Source organism: Rhizobium sp. A22-96, assembly GCF_053521805.1.
The window spans coordinates 409,505-425,322 of record NZ_JBNWDQ010000003.1; the positions used below are offsets into that span (position 1 = coordinate 409,505).

Consider the following 15,818-nt stretch of genomic DNA (forward strand, 5'->3'; position numbering starts at 1 on the left):
TCCCGTCATTCCTTGTTATTTGAGACGGGATTACTCCAATGCGTAACGCATGGCTAATTCATTTCCTTGACGGCATCGTCAAGCTTTTTGATAGACGGCGGATCACTCCGCCGCAATCTTGCCCGCCATATGGCGGTTCTTCATCAGCTTGTAGATGACGGAATCCACCAGCGCCTGGAACGAGGCGTCGATGATGTTTTCCGAAACGCCGACCGTCCACCAGCGCACGCCGTCGCTGTCGGTGGATTCGATGAGCACGCGGGTTATGGCTTCGGTGCCGCCATTGAGGATACGCACCTTGAAGTCGGCCAGTTCCAGATCGTCGATTTCGTGCTGGTATTTGCCGAAATTCTTGCGCAGCGCCAGGTCGAGCGCGTTGACCGGGCCATCGCCTTCGGCGACCGACATGATGGTCTCGCCGTCGATGATGATCTTGACCACCGCTTCGGAGACGATCTTCACCCGGCCGTGGGAATCGAAACGGCGCTCGACCATAACACGGAAGCCGTCGATCGCGAAGAATTCCGGGATGGTGCCGAGCGTGCGACGCGCCAAAAGCTCGAAGCTGGCATCCGCGCCTTCATAGGCATAGCCGGTGGCTTCGCGTTCCTTGACGATCTGGATCAGCTGGTCGAGTTTGGGGTCGTCCTTGCCCACTTCGATGCCACGGCGCTTCAACGCATTGATGAAGTTCGACTTACCGCCCTGATCGGACACCATGACCTTGCGGAAGTTACCGACGGTCTCAGGCGGAATGTGCTCGTAGGTGCGCGGGTCCTTGAGCAAGGCGGAGGCATGGATGCCGGCTTTGGTCGCAAAGGCGGAGGCGCCGACATAGGGAGCCTGATGGTCTGGCGAACGGTTCAGCAGTTCGTCGAAGGCATGCGAAAGGCCGGTCAAGCCCAGCAGCCGCTCGCCATCGATCGTCGTTTCGAAGCGTTCGCTATAGGCGCGTTTCAGCGCCAGTGTCGGGATCAACGTTACCAGATTGGCATTGCCGCAACGCTCGCCGATGCCGTTCAGCGTGCCCTGGATCTGCCGCACGCCGGCTTCGACGGCGGCCAGCGAATTGGCTACCGCTTGCCCTGTGTCGTTGTGCGCATGGATGCCAAGACAGTGCCCGGGAACGCCGCAGGCAATGACGGCCTCGACGATGGCGCGGACCTCAGGCGGCTGCGTTCCGCCATTGGTGTCACAGAGCACCACCCAACGCGCGCCGGCATCATAGGCCGTCTTGGCGCAGGCAAGCGCATAGGTCGGATTGGCCTTGTAGCCGTCGAAGAAATGCTCGCAATCGACAAGGGCTTCCTTGCCGGCGCCGATGGCGGCCTTGACGCTCTCAGCGATGCTTTCGAGGTTTTCCTCGTTGGTACAGCCGAGCGCGACCTTGACATGATAGTCCCAGCTCTTCGCCACGAAACAGATCGCATCGGCTTTCGCCTGCAAGAGGCTCGCAAGGCCAGGATCGTTAGAGGCGGAAATGCCGGCGCGTTTGGTCATGCCGAAGGCGACGAAGGCAGCCGATTTCGTCCGCTTCTCCTCGAAAAAGGCCGTATCGGTGGGATTGGCGCCGGGATAGCCGCCCTCGACATAATCCAGACCGAACTCGTCCAGCATGGTCGCAATGGCAATCTTGTCCTCGACGGAAAAATCGATGCCGGGCGTCTGCTGGCCATCGCGGAGCGTCGTGTCGAAGAGATAGATTTTTTCGCGTGTCATACTGTTTCCTCCGGCGAACCGGTTTGTTCTTGCTCAGTCGCTCCCTCTCCCTGCTGGCGGGGAGAGGGCTGGGGTGAGAGGCCTTGCGAGGTCAGGCCTTCCCGGCAAACCTATCTGTCGCCCGGATCAGTTGATCGAGAATGCCCGGCTCCGAAGCGGCATGGCCCGCACCCTCGATCAGATGAAATTCCGCCCTCGGCCAAGCCTTGTGCAGCGCCCAGGCATATTTTGCCGGGCAGGGCATGTCGTAACGGCCATGGACGATGACGCCGGGAATGTCCTTGAGCTTATGCGCATCGCGCAGAAGCTGGCCTTCTTCGAGCCAGCCGGCATTGACGAAGAAATGGTTCTCGATGCGGGCGAAGGCATGCGCGTATTCCGCATCCTCGAACTGGCTGCTGACGGATGGTTCGGGCAGCAGGGTGATTGTCTCGCCTTCCCAGATCGACCATGCCTTGGCGGCCTCCAGGCGAGCGGCCTTGTCCGGATGCGTCAGCAGGCGATGGTAGGCTGCCATCATCTCATGGCGCTCGTCAGCCGGGATCGGTGCGACGAAACGCTCCCATTTGTCAGGAAACATCTCGGAAACGCCAAACTGATAATACCAGTCGAGCTCAGCCCGCGTCAGCGTGTAGATGCCGCGTACGACAAGCTCTGAAACCCGCTCCGGATGCGTTTCGGAATAGGCGAGCGCCAGCGTCGAGCCCCAGGAGCCGCCGAAGACGAGCCATTTTTCCACACCGGCCATCTCTCGCAGCCGTTCGATATCGGCGACCAGATGCCAGGTCGTGTTGGCGTTCAGCCCGGCATGCGGCGTCGAGCGCCCGCAGCCGCGCTGATCGAACAGGGTCACATCGTAAAGCGCCGGATCGAACTGGCGGCGATGGTTCGCCGAGCTGCCGCCGCCCGGACCGCCATGCAGGAACACGGCAGGCTTGGCGCCAGGCGTTCCCACGCGTTCCCAATAGATCACATGCCCGTCGCCGACATCGAGATGACCGGACGCATAGGGTTCGATTTCCGGATAGAGCGTCCGCAGCGTTTCCGTCATATTTTCAGTCCCTGGGCAGGCCAGACGTCGGTATCGTGATCGGGATGCTGGAAGGAGATGATCCGCTCCTGCTGAGCATAAAAATCGGGATCCTGATGCACCGGCTTTTCGAAGATGGTCTCGACCCAGGGGAGGCGCGAGGCGTGGTTCACCTGGATCTGCGGGGCCAGATCGTCACGCTCGTCGAAAGCGCCGATGGCGATTTCCAGGCCACCGGGATGGCGATAGGTCATCGGCGTGCCGCAATCCTTGCAGAAGCCGCGCTCGATATTGATGGAGGACTGAAAATAGGTCGGTTCGCCACGCGTCCATTCCAGACTGTCGCCCGGTGCCGTGACCAGGGCGGAGAAGAAGCTGCCGAACTGCTTCTGGCACATGCGGCAATGGCAGATCGACGGGCGGCCGAGCTCGCCGCGAATGCGAAACCGCACCGCGCCGCATTGGCATCCTCCGCTTCTGGTGACTTCAGTCATGGCGCTTCTCCTGTGGCCAGGTTGAGGTATCGTGATCGGGATGTTGATGGTTGGACAGGCGGATCGACACGGCGCGATCGGTTCCATCTTCATCCGGTTCCATTGGCAGCTCATCCAGCGCATGGAACCAAGGCATCTTTGTCCCGCAGTTCGACTGCGCGACGGGCTGGACAGCCATCGGCTCATCGAGCGACCCAAGCGTCACATTGATGAAATCCGTGCCGGGAATATCGTAGAACAGCGGCGTGCCGCAGGTGCCGCAAAAACCGCGGCGCACGAGATCCGACGAATGAAACCACGAGGGCTCGCCGCGCGTCATCTCAAAGCCGGCGCGCTTGGCGCTCCCCAGCGGCAGGGCATAATTGCCCGATGCTTTCTGGCACATGCGACAATGGCAGAGATGCGGATAGGCGAGCGCGCCCGCAGCACGATATCGGACCGCACCGCATTGGCATCCCCCGCTATATCCTTCCGCCATCGTCATTTTCCGGTCTCCGCAGGCCACTCTGCCGTATCGTGATCCGGATGCTGATACGAGACAAGCTCGAGCACGAAAGGCGCCTGCTCGGCATCGTCTTCTGTCCGGTAGCCGGGCAGCAAATGTAGCCGGTCGACAAAATCGATCTTGGCTTCCGTGCCATATTGCACGACAGGCGGCAGCTGCGAAGGATCGTCGAAGGCGCCCGCCGCCACGGCCACACCATCCGGCGCCTCATAGGTCAGCGGCGTGCCGCAATCCCCGCAGAAGCCGCGCTTGACGTGGTTGGAAGACTGGAATGTCTTGCGCTCCCCGCGTGTCCAGACAAGCTCGGCGCCGCGCGTCGAGACCAGCGGTGCGTAATAGGCGCCGAAGGCCTTCTGGCACATGCGACAATGACAGATGGACGCATCTTTCAGCGTGCCCCGCACCCGAAAGCGAACCGCACCGCATTGACAGCCGCCGGTGTAGGTTGAAGCAGTCATTGCCTATCCTTTCCGAGGACGATGAGGATATGCATGCAGACATTGTCGATATCCTTCAGGACATCGTCGTTCCAGAAGCGCAGAACAGTCCAGCCGTCTGCTTGAAGGCGAAGGGTGCGGACCCGGTCATACGTCTGATCGCGATCGTTGGCGTGCTGGGAGCCGTCGACTTCGACAATCAGCTTCTCGGTCGGGCAGGCAAAATCGACGATATAGCCAGCAATCGGCAATTGCCGGCGGAAGCTGAGACCCATGAGGCGATGGGCGCGCAATTCGTTCCAGAGACGCAGTTCCGCGTCAGTCATGACCCTGCGCATGTGGCGGGCATTGCTGCGGATTTTGGGCGGGACTGGAGTATGCGGCAAGGTACCCCCCTCTGTCACTTTCGTGACATCTCCCCCACAAGGGGGGAGATTGTTAACCCCTGGCACTCGCTCGGCCCAAGTGGAGATAGAATCTGCGGAGGCCAAGCCTAATGATTGTATGAGGACATACGGCAAGCTCCCCCCAATCTCCCCCCTTGTGGGGGAGATGTCACGAAAGTGACAGAGGGGGGTATATGCACTCACCGCTTGACCTCCCAAGTCGTGATGCGCTCGCCCGTCACGGGATCCTTGCCGTCCTTCAGCTGGATGCCTTCAGCCAAAAGCGCATCGCGGAGCTTGTCGGCTTCGGCAAAGTTCTTCGCCTTCAGCAGCTCAAGGCGCTGGCGCACCTTGGCATCGATATCGGAAGCAACCGCTTCATCGACTTCCGCCTTCTTCGGCAAGAGGCCGAGCAGGCTGGCGCTTGCCGCGAAGACGGGCAGGAGGCTGGCGTCGGCATTGGCGGCCTGTGCCAGCGCATGCAGCGCCTGCACCGCGGTGACGGTGTTGAGGTCGTCGGCGAGTGCGGCGACAACAGTTGCATCCGGCGCGGCACTGCTGGCATCCGCTGCCGGCCATTTGGCGAGCAGCCGTTCGGCCTCCTCCAGACGCTTGACGGAGAAGTCGATCGGCTCGCGGTAGTGCGTCATCAGCATGGCGAGCCTCAGCACTGCGCCGGGCCACGTCCGGCCGCCGAGCTTTTCCGTCTGCAGCAGCTCATGGATGGTGACGAAGTTGCCTTCCGATTTCGACATCTTGCGGCCTTCGAGCTGCACGAAGCCGTTATGCATCCAGACGTTCGCCATCGTGTGCGTGCCGTGCGCGCAACGCGACTGAGCGATTTCGTTTTCATGATGCGGGAAGATCAGGTCCAGCCCGCCGCCATGAATATCGAAGACATCGCCGAGATAGCGCCCGCTCATGGCCGAGCACTCAATATGCCAGCCCGGACGGCCACGACCCCAGGGGCTTTCCCAGCCGGGTTCGTTCGCATCGGAGAGCTTCCACAGCACAAAGTCGCCGGGGCTCTTCTTGTGCTCATCGACGGCGATGCGCGCGCCCGCCTGCTGCTCATCGAGATTGCGCTTCGAAAGCTGGCCGTAATCGGCCATCGACTTCGTATCGAACAGCACTTCGCCACCAGCCCGATAGGCATGACCCTTGGCGATCAGCTTCTCGATGATCACAATCATCTCAGCGATACTGTCGGTCGCCCGCGGCTGCACCGTCGGCTCAAGGCAACCGAGCGCCGCGGTATCCTCGCGGTACTGCCGTTCAGTCTTTTCCGTTACCAGCCGGATCGCCTCGTTTAGCGGCAGGCCAGGTTGGTCGCGCAGCGCACGCGCGTTGATCTTGTCGTCGAGATCGGTGATGTTGCGGACATAGGTGACGTGGCTCTCGCCATAGACCTGCCGCAGCAGCCGGAACAGCACATCGAAGACGATGGCCGGACGGGCATTGCCGATATGGGCGAAGTCATAGACCGTCGGGCCGCAGACATACATGCGGACATTGTTGCGATCGATCGGCTGGAAATCGACCTTTTCGCGCGTCAGCGTGTTGTAGAATCTCAGTTGCGGCTCGGCGCCCATTTCACTCTCCCAAAGGCATAGATCCGAAAAAAATCGTCACCGGCCGGCCGGAACGTTTGTCATCTTGGATTTTGGGAGACGAAAACGGCCAGACCAGCAAAGCGCTAGCGAATAATTTTCCGGCAGATAATGCAGATAACCGTTTTCATGGCAGGCTTTATCGCGCGACAACGATGATTGGTCAAGAGGGATACAAGCGACATGTCGGCGGACAATGGCTTAATGCATTCGCCTATCCAAAGACTACCGATTATTCAAATCCTGAGATTTCGAAAAGATAGGCTGGTGCCGCAATTTTTGAGTAAAGCCAGTGGAAGTGAACGAGATCACCCCCGTATCAAGTTCAATCTCGTAGTCCCAAAGCAGGCATTTTCCATTGGGCGATAAGTGGGAATTCTTTCGTGTCAGGCCCATAATGAAGCACAAAAGAGCCTGCCCTTGCTCGATTTGAATTTTAAAATCGCTGACATTGTGGAAGGCAATGTCAGAGGCCGAAACCCAAAAGCCCAAATACTGGTCGCCTGACTTTTCCCATTTGAAAATATAATCGATATCGAGCGCAAACTCGAATTTCTCGTTTGGCATCGAAAAGGAATAGAGCCGGTTGTCGTGCCAGCCCATGATGTCGAAGTCTTCCTCTGTCCAGACTTCCTTCTCAAGCATGAGAGCCTATTCCGGCATCCGGTAGTCGACGAGCTTGTTCTCGCGCACGACGAAGAGCTTGCCGGTTTCGGTGACATCGGCGCCCGCGAGCGGCAGGATCGCCTTGGCGACCTCGCGGGGATGCGGCAGCGTATCGGGATCTTCGCCGGGCATGGCCTGGGCGCGCATGGCGGTGCGGGTTGCGCCCGGATCGACGCTGGTAATGCGCAGCGGCGTGCTCTGTGTTTCTCCGGCCCAGGTGCGCGCCAGTGCCTCGACGGCGGCCTTGGAGGCGGAATAGGCGCCCCAGAAGGGCCGGCAGCGGTGGGCTGCGGCCGATGACAGGATCACGGCGCGTCCGGCATCGGAGCGCATCAGCAGCGGCTCGACGGAGCGGATCAGCCGCCAAGTGGCGGTGACGTTGACGGTCATTACCTTCTCGAACACTTTCGCCTCGATATGGCCGATCGGCGAGATGACGCCGAGCACGCCGGCATTGGCGACGAGGATATCGAGCTTGCCCCAGCGCTCGAAGATCGAGCCGCCGAGCGCGTCGATGGCGTTCATGTCGGCGAGGTCGAAAGGTACGAGCGTCGCCGAACCGCCGGCCGCCTTGATGGCATCGTCCAGCTCTTCAAGTCCCCCGACCGTGCGGGCGCAGGCGATCACATGCGCGCCGGCCTTGGCGAGTTCCAGAGCCGTGAAATAGCCGATACCGCGCGACGCGCCGGTAACGAGGGCGATCTTGTCCTTGAGGTTGACGCTCATGCTGTCTTGATCCGAATGCTATGGGAAGGAAAGGGGCGAGAAGCGCCCCTTGTCAGCCGTTACCGAAGGTCAGCCGTTGCTGGCAAGCATGGAGAGCTTGCGCACATTGCTGGTGCTTTCCCGGTCGAGCAGGCGAGTCGGATAGTCACCGGTGAAATAGTGATCGGTGAACTGCGGCTGTGCGTTGTCACGCGGTTCGCCACCGACAGCCCTGTAGAGCCCGTCGATCGACAGGAACTGGAGGGAATCAGCGCCGATGAAATCGCACATGGCCTTCAGGCTGCCATACTGGTTGGCAAGCAGCTTTTCGGCGTCCGGCGTGTCGATGCCGTAGAAGTCCGGATAGAAGATCATCGGGCTGGCGACGCGGATATGCACTTCGCGGGCGCCGGCTTCGCGGATCATCTGCACGATTTTCACCGAGGTCGTGCCGCGCACGATGGAGTCATCCACGAGGATGACGCGCTTGCCTTCGATGATGGCGCGATTGGCGGAATGCTTCAGCTTGACGCCGAAAGCGCGGATCTGCTGCGTCGGCTCGATGAAGGTACGGCCGACATAGTGGTTGCGGATGATGCCGAGCTCGAAGGGAATGCCGCTTTCCTGCGCATAGCCAATGGCAGCCGGCGTGCCGCCATCCGGCACCGGCACGACGACATCGGCCTCGACAGGAGATTCCTTGGCAAGATTGATGCCCATGTTGCGGCGAGCGACATAGACGTTGCGGCCACCGACGACGGAATCGGGACGGGCGAAATAGACATATTCGAACAGGCAGAGCCGCTCGGGCTTGGTCACCTCAGGCTTGCGGGCATCGATGGTGATCGAACCGTCGGGCTGGATCTCGCAGATGATGACTTCGCCATTTTCAACGTCGCGGACATATTTTGCGCCGATGATATCGAGAGCGCAGGTTTCCGAGCAGAAGATCGGCTTGCCGTCGAGCTCGCCCATAACAAGCGGCCGGATGCCGATCGGGTCGCGGGCGGCAATCAGCTTGGTGCGCGTCATGGCCAGCATCGAGTAGCCGCCTTCCATCTGGCGGATGGCATCGATGAAGCGGTCGGAAGAAGAGGCCTGCTTGGAGCGGGCAATGAGATGGAGAACGACTTCGGTGTCGGATGTCGACTGACAGATGGCGCCGTCAGCGATCAACTGCCGGCGCATCGTTAGGCCGTTGGTGAAATTGCCGTTGTGAGCGATGGCGATGCCGCCGACTTCCAGCTCAGCGAACAGCGGCTGCACGTTGCGAAGGATGGTTTCGCCCGTCGTCGAGTAACGCACATGGCCCATCGAGCGGTCGCCGGGCAGGCGGGCAAGCGTGGCAGGATCGGTATAGTGATCGCCGACGAGACCCATGCGCCGCTCCGAATGAAAGCGCTGGCCGTCGAAGGAGACGATGCCGGCCGCTTCCTGACCGCGGTGTTGCAGGGCGTGCAGGCCGAGCGCCGTCAGCGTCGCCGCATCGGGGTGCCCGAGAATGCCGAATACACCGCATTCCTCGTGCAGCGTGTCGCCGTCGATATCATTCTCGATGGAAAGGGAATGGTTCATGGCTGCTGGCCTTTGCTCTCAACGTGGGCGGATCGGGCGGCGTCACGACTGATACTACAATAGCTGAAAATCCGGCCGGAAAACATATCGGGCCGGATTTTCTGATTTCTTGCCGCTCACATGGCGATTATCGCGCTGCGGGTCAAGCCTGTAAACGTATTGTCAATTGTTTGTCTGCGGTGCGGGCGCATCGTCGGGGGGCGCGGTATCGTTCGTCGTACCGTTGTCTCCACCTTGCTGAGGCTGCGTCTGCTGTTGCTGATTGGGCGCGATCTTGTTGATGATCTCGGGCGGCAGCATCGCCTGAACGTTGTCAGGAAGCGCCGATTTCAGCTTTTCGACCATCGAATCGAGGAATGGCTTCGACTTGGCATTGTTGACCCAGTCCGGACGGGCGGCAGGTGCGACGAGCCAGTTCCAGAAGGCCACCACGACGACCATCAGCAGCAGACCGCGAGCTGCGCCGAACAGGAAGCCCAGCGTCCGGTCGAGCGCGCCGATGCGGCTGTCGATAATAAAGTCCGCGATCCGGATGGTGATGAAGGAGATGATGATCAGCGCCAGCAGGAAGATGACACCGGCCGAGGCGATCGTGGCGATCTTGGTGTCGGCCTTGTATTGCAGCGCATAGGGAAGAAGCAGGGGATAGAGATAGTAAGCGGCGACGGCCGAGCCGCCCCAGCTGACAATCGAAAGAATTTCGCGGGAAAACCCGCGGACCATGGCCAGAACGGCGGAGAATAGAAGAACGCCGATAACAATACCGTCGAAAATCGTAATGGGCATGTATAATCCACTTCAAGACTTGCCACGCCGTGTGGCGGGCATCGGCCTCAGTCAAGAGCCTCTTCTACGTCAAGGACGGCTGAAGTAAGGCTCAGTCTTCATCTTCCGCACGCTTGAGCGCGCCCTTCGATCCGGCTATGCGCGCCACCAGATCCGGTAGGCTTTCAACCTCGCTCCAGCGTCCGCCGTTGACCTTCGGAAGGTCGGCGGAAGCGGCAGGCAGAACGGCCGCGGAAAATCCCAGCTTCTCGGCTTCCTTGAGACGCTGGCCAGTGTGCGCAACCGGCCGGACGGCGCCCGACAGGCTGACTTCGCCGAAATAGACGCAATCGGAGGGAAGGGCAAGACCGGCCAGAGAGGAAACCAGTGCAGAGGCGACGGCAAGGTCGGCAGCCGGCTCAGAAATGCGGTAGCCGCCGGCGACATTGAGGTAGACATCGTGCTGGCCGAGGCGAACGCCGCAATGTGCCTCGAGCACTGCGAGAATCATCGATAGCCGCGCCGAATCCCAGCCGATCACGGCTCGCCGGGGCGTACCGAGTGAGGTTGCCGCGACCAATGCCTGCACTTCGACCAGCAGCGGTCTGGTACCTTCCATGCCGGCGAAAACGGCCGCACCCGGTGATTTGGAATTGCGCTCGCCGAGGAAAAGTTCTGACGGATTGGCAACGTCGCGTAGCCCTTTGTCGGACATTTCGAAGACGCCGATCTCATCGGTCGGGCCGAAACGATTCTTGACGGTACGCAGGATGCGGTAGTGATGGCCGCGATCACCTTCGAAATAGAGGACGGCATCGACCATGTGCTCGACCACGCGCGGGCCGGCGATCTGGCCATCCTTGGTGACGTGGCCCACCAGCACCATCGCGGCGCCGGTCTGCTTGGCAAAGCGGATCATCGCCTGAACGCCGGTTCGCACCTGCGTGACGGTGCCGGGAGCGGACTCGGCAAGTTCGCTCCACAGCGTCTGAATGGAATCGATAATGACGAGATCGGGCCTCTTGCCCTCGGCCAGCGTCGCCAGGATGTCCTCGACATTGGTTTCCGCCGCCAGCATGACGTCGGTATCGGCCGCCTGCAGTCGCTGCGCGCGCAGGCGAACCTGTGCCACAGCTTCTTCGCCCGAGACGTAGACGACCTTGTGGCCCTTGCGGGCAAGCGCCGCCGCTGCCTGCATCAGCAAGGTCGATTTGCCGATACCGGGATCGCCACCGACGAGAACAGCTGAGCCGCGGACGAAACCGCCGCCCGTGGCGCGGTCGAGTTCGGAGATGCCGGTGTAGATACGAGGCGCTTCCTCGATCTCGCCCGAAAGCGAGGTCAGCGTCACGGGCCGGCCCTTGCGCGGCGTCTTTGCCGGACCGCCGCCGATCCCGCCCATGGGATCTTCCTCGACGATGGTGTTCCATGCGCCGCAGCTATCGCACTTGCCGGCCCAGCGATTATGGATCGTGCCGCAGTTCTGGCAGATGAATTGTGTACGGGCCTTGGCCATCGGATGCTGTTCTCAAAATTCTATTGCTCCGCTCTTCGAAGCGAATCGCGATCGGCTGTCAGATAATGTCTTTCGCGGCCTATCAAAACTAATGATTTCCGTATCAACGGTGATCGTGGCAGCTTTTATGCCAGCCTTTTTATGGATGATGACCGATGTTCGACTATTCGCTTGCCCACTGGATCGCCTTTCTGACCGCCGCAACGCTGCTCAATCTGTCGCCGGGGCCGGATATCGCCTTCATTCTCGGTCACACGATCCGAAGCGGCATGCGTTCGGGTTTCGCGGCGCTGTTTGGCATATGGAGCGGTGCCTGCCTGCACGTGTTGATGGCCGCTGCCGGGCTATCGGCGATCCTGGCGGCTTCCGCGATTGCCTTCTCGGCAGTCAAATGGATCGGTGCCGCCTATCTGATCTGGCTCGGCATCCAGGCGTTGCGTTCGAAAGGTGAGGGTGCCTGGATCAAGGAAGCCGGCAAGACCTTGTCCTCAAGCCGCATCTACCGGCAGGGCATTCTGGTCTCGCTGCTCAATCCGAAGGTTGCGATCTTCTTTCTCGCCTTCCTGCCGCAGTTCGTCGTCGAAGGCGCGGGCCCGGTCTGGGCGCAACTCCTGCTGCATGGCAGCCTGATCATCGTCGTGGCCGCCTTCATTGAGCCGCCACTTATCCTTCTCGGCGGTCGTCTGAGCGAGGTACTGCGGCGCAATCGCAGTCTCGGGCTGTGGCTCGATCGTGGGTTGGGAACGCTGTTTGTCGCTCTCGGCGTGCGCCTGGCGATCAGCGCGCGCTGAAGGCATCTCCGGGAAAAGTGCGGAGCGGTTTCCGTCCGGAATGCGGAAAACGGGCTATTCCTCCGTCTCTTCCGAGATATACCGCCGCTCGTGCCGCAACCCCATGCTGGTCAGCATCTCATAGCCGATGGTGCCGGCAGCTCTGGCCGCATCGTCCAGCAGAACGTTGTTACCGAAAAGCTCGATATAGTCGCCGGCGCGGACCAGGTTTTCCGGAAGGTCGGTCACGTCGAAGATGGTGAGATCCATGGTGATGCGGCCGGCAACCGGGACCTTGTGCCCGGCGATATAGCCGTGACCACCGGCTATGCCCGTCTGGCGCAATGGTACGCCGGCGCTCGACTGGCTGCGCATATAGCCATCGGCGTAGCCGGCCGAGACGATCGCCAGCCGGCTGTCGCGCGTCAGCTGCAGCGCGCGGCCGTAGCCCACCGTTTCTCCCGCTTTCACGGAGCGGGTCTGGATGATCCGGGCTTCGGCCGTCGCCACCGGGCGCATCGGATTGGCTATGCCGGGTACAGCCTCGCCGCCATAGGTGGCGATGCCGGGGCGAGTGAGATCGAAATGGTACTCTGGCCCGAGGAAGATGCCCGCCGAATTGGCAAGGCTTGCCTCAATCCCCTCGAAAGCCGCGCTGACCTTGCGGAAGGCCTCCAGCTGTTGCCGGTTCATCGCATTCGAAGGATCGTCGCCGCAGGCAAGGTGGCTCATGACCAGCACCGGCGAAAAGCTCGCGGGACGGGACACGTCATCGGCAAGCGCCAGCGCATCCTCCATCGGCAGGCCCAACCGATTGAAGCCGGTGTCGACCTGCAGCGCGCAAGGATAGTCGCCATATTCCGACAGGACCGACATCCAGAAGGTCAGTTGTTCCTCGGAGGCGATGACGGGAACGAGGTCGTTTTCGAAGAATGTCCGCTCCATGCCCGGCCAGATGCCGCAAAGCACGAAGATACGTGCCTCCGGCGCATAGAGCCGCAACGACGCGCCTTCGTCGGCGGTGGCGACGAAGAAATCGCGGGCACCGGCCGCATAAAGGGTTTCGCCGACATCCTCGATGCCGAGCCCATAGGCATCCGCCTTGACGACGGCGGCGGTGCGGGCTCTGCCTGAACGGTGAGCCAGGTCACGCCAGTTTTCAACGAGTGCACCGAGATCCACCGTCAGCCGCAGGCCGGCGGCAGCGAAAGCGTCATTGTCGTCGAAACTATCTGTCATGGGACCGCCTGAACAAGGAAATGGCCGGAGATGATTTGGCTCCGGCCAGGATAGTGATCATCGATGAAAAGAAAAAGTGCTGCGACGCACATATGCGCCGCCAAACAGCTTTATCAATGCTCTTCATACTGAATGAATGAGGAATCGGCGAGGTCGGCAAAACGGGTGAATTCCGACTGGAACGCGAGCCTCACAGTGCCGGTGGGTCCGTGGCGCTGCTTGGCGATGATCACGTCGGCGGTTCCCTTAACCCGCTCGAACTGGGCTTCCCATTCCGCATATTTCGGATCGTTGATATCGCGCGGCTCGGCATTTTTGACGTAATATTCCTCGCGGAACACGAAGAGCACCACGTCGGCGTCCTGCTCGATCGAGCCGGATTCGCGAAGGTCGGAAAGCTGCGGCCGCTTGTCTTCACGGCTTTCGACGGCACGCGAGAGCTGGGAGAGCGCGACGATCGGAACGTTGAGTTCCTTGCCGAGCGCCTTCAGGCCGGTGGTGATCTGGGTGATTTCCTGGACGCGGTTCTCGTTTGATTTTCCCGAGCCGGTCATCAGCTGAACGTAGTCGACCACGAGCACATCAAGGCCGCGCTGTCGCTTCAGGCGCCGTGCACGCGCCGACAGCTGGGCGATGGAGATACCACCGGTCTGGTCGATATAGAGCGGCACCTTCTGCATCATCATCGAGCATGCCACCAGCTTCTCGAAATCCGCGTCGTTGATATCGCCGCGGCGGATCTTCGAGGAGGAGACTTCCGTCTGCTCGGAAATGATACGGGTGGCGAGCTGTTCCGACGACATTTCCAGCGAGTAGAAGCCGACGACACCGCCATTCTTCGCCTTGGTCGAGCCGTCGGCCTGCACTTCGCCTTCGAAGGAGGCGGCGATGTTGTAGGCGATATTGGTGGCAAGTGAGGTCTTGCCCATGCCTGGACGGCCGGCAAGGATGATCAAGTCGGAGCGCTGCAGGCCGCCCATCTTGCTGTCGAGCGAGTGAATACCTGTGGATATGCCCGAGAGGCCGCCATCGCGCTCCTTGGCGACGGCGGCCATGTCGATCGCCAGCGCCACGGCGTCGTTGAAGGCCTGGAAGCCGCCATCGTAACGGCCGTTCTCGGCGAGTTCGAACAGGCGCCGCTCGGTATCCTCGATCTGCGTCTGCGGCGGCATGTCGAGCGGTGCGTCATAGGCGATGTTGACCATGTCTTCGCCGATGGTGATCAGCGCGCGGCGCAGCGCCAGATCGTAGATGGCGCGGCCATAGTCCTCGGCATTGATGATCGATACGGCCTCGACCGCGAGGCGCGCCAGATACTGCGCCACCGTCATGTCGCCGACCTTCTCGTCGGCCGGCACGAAGCTCTTGATGGTGACCGGATTGGCGGTCTTGCCCATGCGAATGATGTCGCCGGCGACCTCGAAGATCTTCCGGTGCAGCGGCTCGTACAGGTGGACGGGCTTCAGGAAGTCGGAGACACGATAATAGGCATCGTTGTTGACGAGGATGGCGCCGAGCAGAGCCTGTTCCGCCTCGATATTGTTAGGCGCCTCGCGATAGTGCTGATCGGCGGGAGCAATGGCGGCGAGCTTGCGCGGCGCTTCGTTCATTTTCCATCTCTTCGTACTTTGGAGTATCGAATGGTTTGCGATGAACCGCTGTCATGGTCAACTGCGCAAGTGGGTCGCATTGGTGAATGAGAGCAAATTCGGCGGCGCTATCAACATTGTTCCACTCGTCCACAGGACAAGTTTCCGCCACTTAAAAAATCCCTTGTCGCCACTTTGCAACGATAGGACCGACACACGAATCACATATGCAAGCCATTCGGGGGCATTTTAGCCGGGTATTTCGCTATTTGCATCAGCTTTCGCGGCTATGATGCTTGAAAAGATAAGAAAATCCGGTTATTGCCTGTAAATAGGGTAGGCTGCTAATAGTATAAAGTTGCAATAAATGTCTGGTGCGCCATCAAGACGAGAGCTGTTCGACGATCTTTCCTCTTTCAACCGTAAGTTGAGAGCTGCATTCGATGCGCTTGTTCGCGAACATGGGATGACCCTCGCGCGGGCACGGGTTTTTCACAAGCTCTCGCGTCGCGACGGGATAAATCAGCGCGAGCTTGCCGACGAGCTGGAGCTTGAGACGCCGACGCTCGTGCGCATCCTGGATGCCATGGAGGCGCAGAGCTTCATCGAGCGCCGAGCCGTGCCCTCAGATCGCCGCGCCAAGCAGATATTCATGACGGAATCCGGAAAAGTCGTTGCTGCCGAGGTCGAGGCACTTGCCACCGGTGTGCGTGCGGATATCTTGGAGGGGATTTCGGACGAGGATATCGGCATGGCGCTCAAGGTTATCCGCGCCATGACTGCCAATCTTCAGAATGTGGGCAAGTCATGAG

General features: G+C 60.5%; 16 protein-coding genes. 2 read left to right on the forward strand and 14 right to left on the reverse strand.

The window, feature by feature from the left end; all coding sequences use genetic code 11:
* Window positions 1-102 precede the first annotated feature (102 nt).
* The 12 genes from cimA to radA all read right to left on the reverse strand — a co-directional run bounded on the left by cimA (window position 103) and on the right by radA (window position 11,408).
* Window positions 103-1,719 carry a citramalate synthase gene (gene cimA, locus ACQZ6F_RS14770; RefSeq protein ID WP_449093523.1) on the reverse strand — a complete coding sequence of 539 codons (1,617 nt, stop codon included), beginning with the start codon at window positions 1,717-1,719 and terminating at the stop codon, window positions 103-105.
* A 91-nt stretch (window positions 1,720-1,810) separates the two neighbouring features.
* A complete protein-coding gene (gene pip / locus ACQZ6F_RS14775) occupies window positions 1,811-2,770 on the reverse strand; it encodes a prolyl aminopeptidase (RefSeq protein WP_449093522.1) in 960 nt (319 codons plus the stop codon).
* The gene (locus ACQZ6F_RS14780) at window positions 2,767-3,243 is read right to left on the reverse strand and encodes a GFA family protein (RefSeq protein WP_077469997.1); all 477 of its coding nucleotides are present in this window, start codon (window positions 3,241-3,243) and stop codon (window positions 2,767-2,769) included. Before ACQZ6F_RS14780 ends, pip begins: the two co-directional genes overlap by 4 nt.
* Complete coding sequence (locus ACQZ6F_RS14785) at window positions 3,236-3,727, reverse strand: GFA family protein (RefSeq protein WP_449093521.1); 492 nt, start codon at window positions 3,725-3,727, stop codon at window positions 3,236-3,238. The genes ACQZ6F_RS14780 and ACQZ6F_RS14785 overlap by 8 nt, the downstream gene beginning before the upstream one ends.
* On the reverse strand, window positions 3,724-4,206 hold the full coding sequence (locus ACQZ6F_RS14790; protein WP_449093520.1) for a GFA family protein: 483 nt from the start codon (window positions 4,204-4,206) through the stop codon (window positions 3,724-3,726). Before ACQZ6F_RS14790 ends, ACQZ6F_RS14785 begins: the two co-directional genes overlap by 4 nt.
* The gene (locus ACQZ6F_RS14795) at window positions 4,203-4,523 is read right to left on the reverse strand and encodes an endonuclease domain-containing protein (RefSeq protein WP_449093704.1); all 321 of its coding nucleotides are present in this window, start codon (window positions 4,521-4,523) and stop codon (window positions 4,203-4,205) included. Before ACQZ6F_RS14795 ends, ACQZ6F_RS14790 begins: the two co-directional genes overlap by 4 nt.
* A 248-nt stretch (window positions 4,524-4,771) precedes the next feature.
* The gene (gene cysS / locus ACQZ6F_RS14800; RefSeq protein ID WP_449093519.1) at window positions 4,772-6,163 is read right to left on the reverse strand and encodes a cysteine--tRNA ligase; all 1,392 of its coding nucleotides are present in this window, start codon (window positions 6,161-6,163) and stop codon (window positions 4,772-4,774) included.
* 243 nt (window positions 6,164-6,406) lie between these two features.
* Window positions 6,407-6,826, reverse strand: coding sequence for a hypothetical protein (locus tag ACQZ6F_RS14805; protein ID WP_449093518.1), 420 nt, complete (start codon window positions 6,824-6,826; stop codon window positions 6,407-6,409).
* A gap of 6 nt (window positions 6,827-6,832) precedes the next feature.
* Window positions 6,833-7,573 (reverse strand): SDR family NAD(P)-dependent oxidoreductase, encoded by a 741-nt coding sequence (locus ACQZ6F_RS14810; RefSeq protein WP_077470002.1) that lies wholly within the window; start codon window positions 7,571-7,573, stop codon window positions 6,833-6,835.
* A 69-nt stretch (window positions 7,574-7,642) separates the two neighbouring features.
* Entirely contained in the window at window positions 7,643-9,127 is a 1,485-nt protein-coding gene (gene purF, locus ACQZ6F_RS14815; RefSeq protein ID WP_449093517.1) for an amidophosphoribosyltransferase, read from the reverse strand.
* Window positions 9,128-9,289: 162 nt separating this feature from the next.
* Window positions 9,290-9,913, reverse strand: a complete 624-nt coding sequence (locus ACQZ6F_RS14820) for a CvpA family protein (RefSeq protein WP_068385638.1) — start codon at window positions 9,911-9,913, stop codon at window positions 9,290-9,292.
* Window positions 9,914-10,004: 91 nt separating this feature from the next.
* Window positions 10,005-11,408 carry a DNA repair protein RadA gene (gene radA / locus ACQZ6F_RS14825; protein ID WP_068385642.1) on the reverse strand — a complete coding sequence of 468 codons (1,404 nt, stop codon included), beginning with the start codon at window positions 11,406-11,408 and terminating at the stop codon, window positions 10,005-10,007.
* Window positions 11,409-11,563: 155 nt separating this feature from the next.
* Here radA and ACQZ6F_RS14830 point away from each other — a divergent pair, with 155 nt between their 5' ends.
* The gene (locus ACQZ6F_RS14830; protein ID WP_449093516.1) at window positions 11,564-12,199 is read left to right on the forward strand and encodes a LysE family translocator; all 636 of its coding nucleotides are present in this window, start codon (window positions 11,564-11,566) and stop codon (window positions 12,197-12,199) included.
* Window positions 12,200-12,253: 54 nt separating this feature from the next.
* Here ACQZ6F_RS14830 and alr read toward each other — a convergent pair whose 3' ends face one another.
* Together alr and ACQZ6F_RS14840 are read right to left on the reverse strand one after the other, a co-directional pair.
* Window positions 12,254-13,417 carry an alanine racemase gene (gene alr / locus ACQZ6F_RS14835; protein ID WP_449093515.1) on the reverse strand — a complete coding sequence of 388 codons (1,164 nt, stop codon included), beginning with the start codon at window positions 13,415-13,417 and terminating at the stop codon, window positions 12,254-12,256.
* Window positions 13,418-13,530: 113 nt separating this feature from the next.
* Window positions 13,531-15,027, reverse strand: coding sequence for a replicative DNA helicase (locus tag ACQZ6F_RS14840; RefSeq protein WP_068385650.1), 1,497 nt, complete (start codon window positions 15,025-15,027; stop codon window positions 13,531-13,533).
* Window positions 15,028-15,373: 346 nt separating this feature from the next.
* Between ACQZ6F_RS14840 and ACQZ6F_RS14845 the strand changes: the two genes are divergently transcribed.
* Window positions 15,374-15,817, forward strand: coding sequence for a MarR family winged helix-turn-helix transcriptional regulator (locus ACQZ6F_RS14845; RefSeq protein ID WP_077470006.1), 444 nt, complete (start codon window positions 15,374-15,376; stop codon window positions 15,815-15,817).
* Window position 15,818 lies beyond the last annotated feature (1 nt).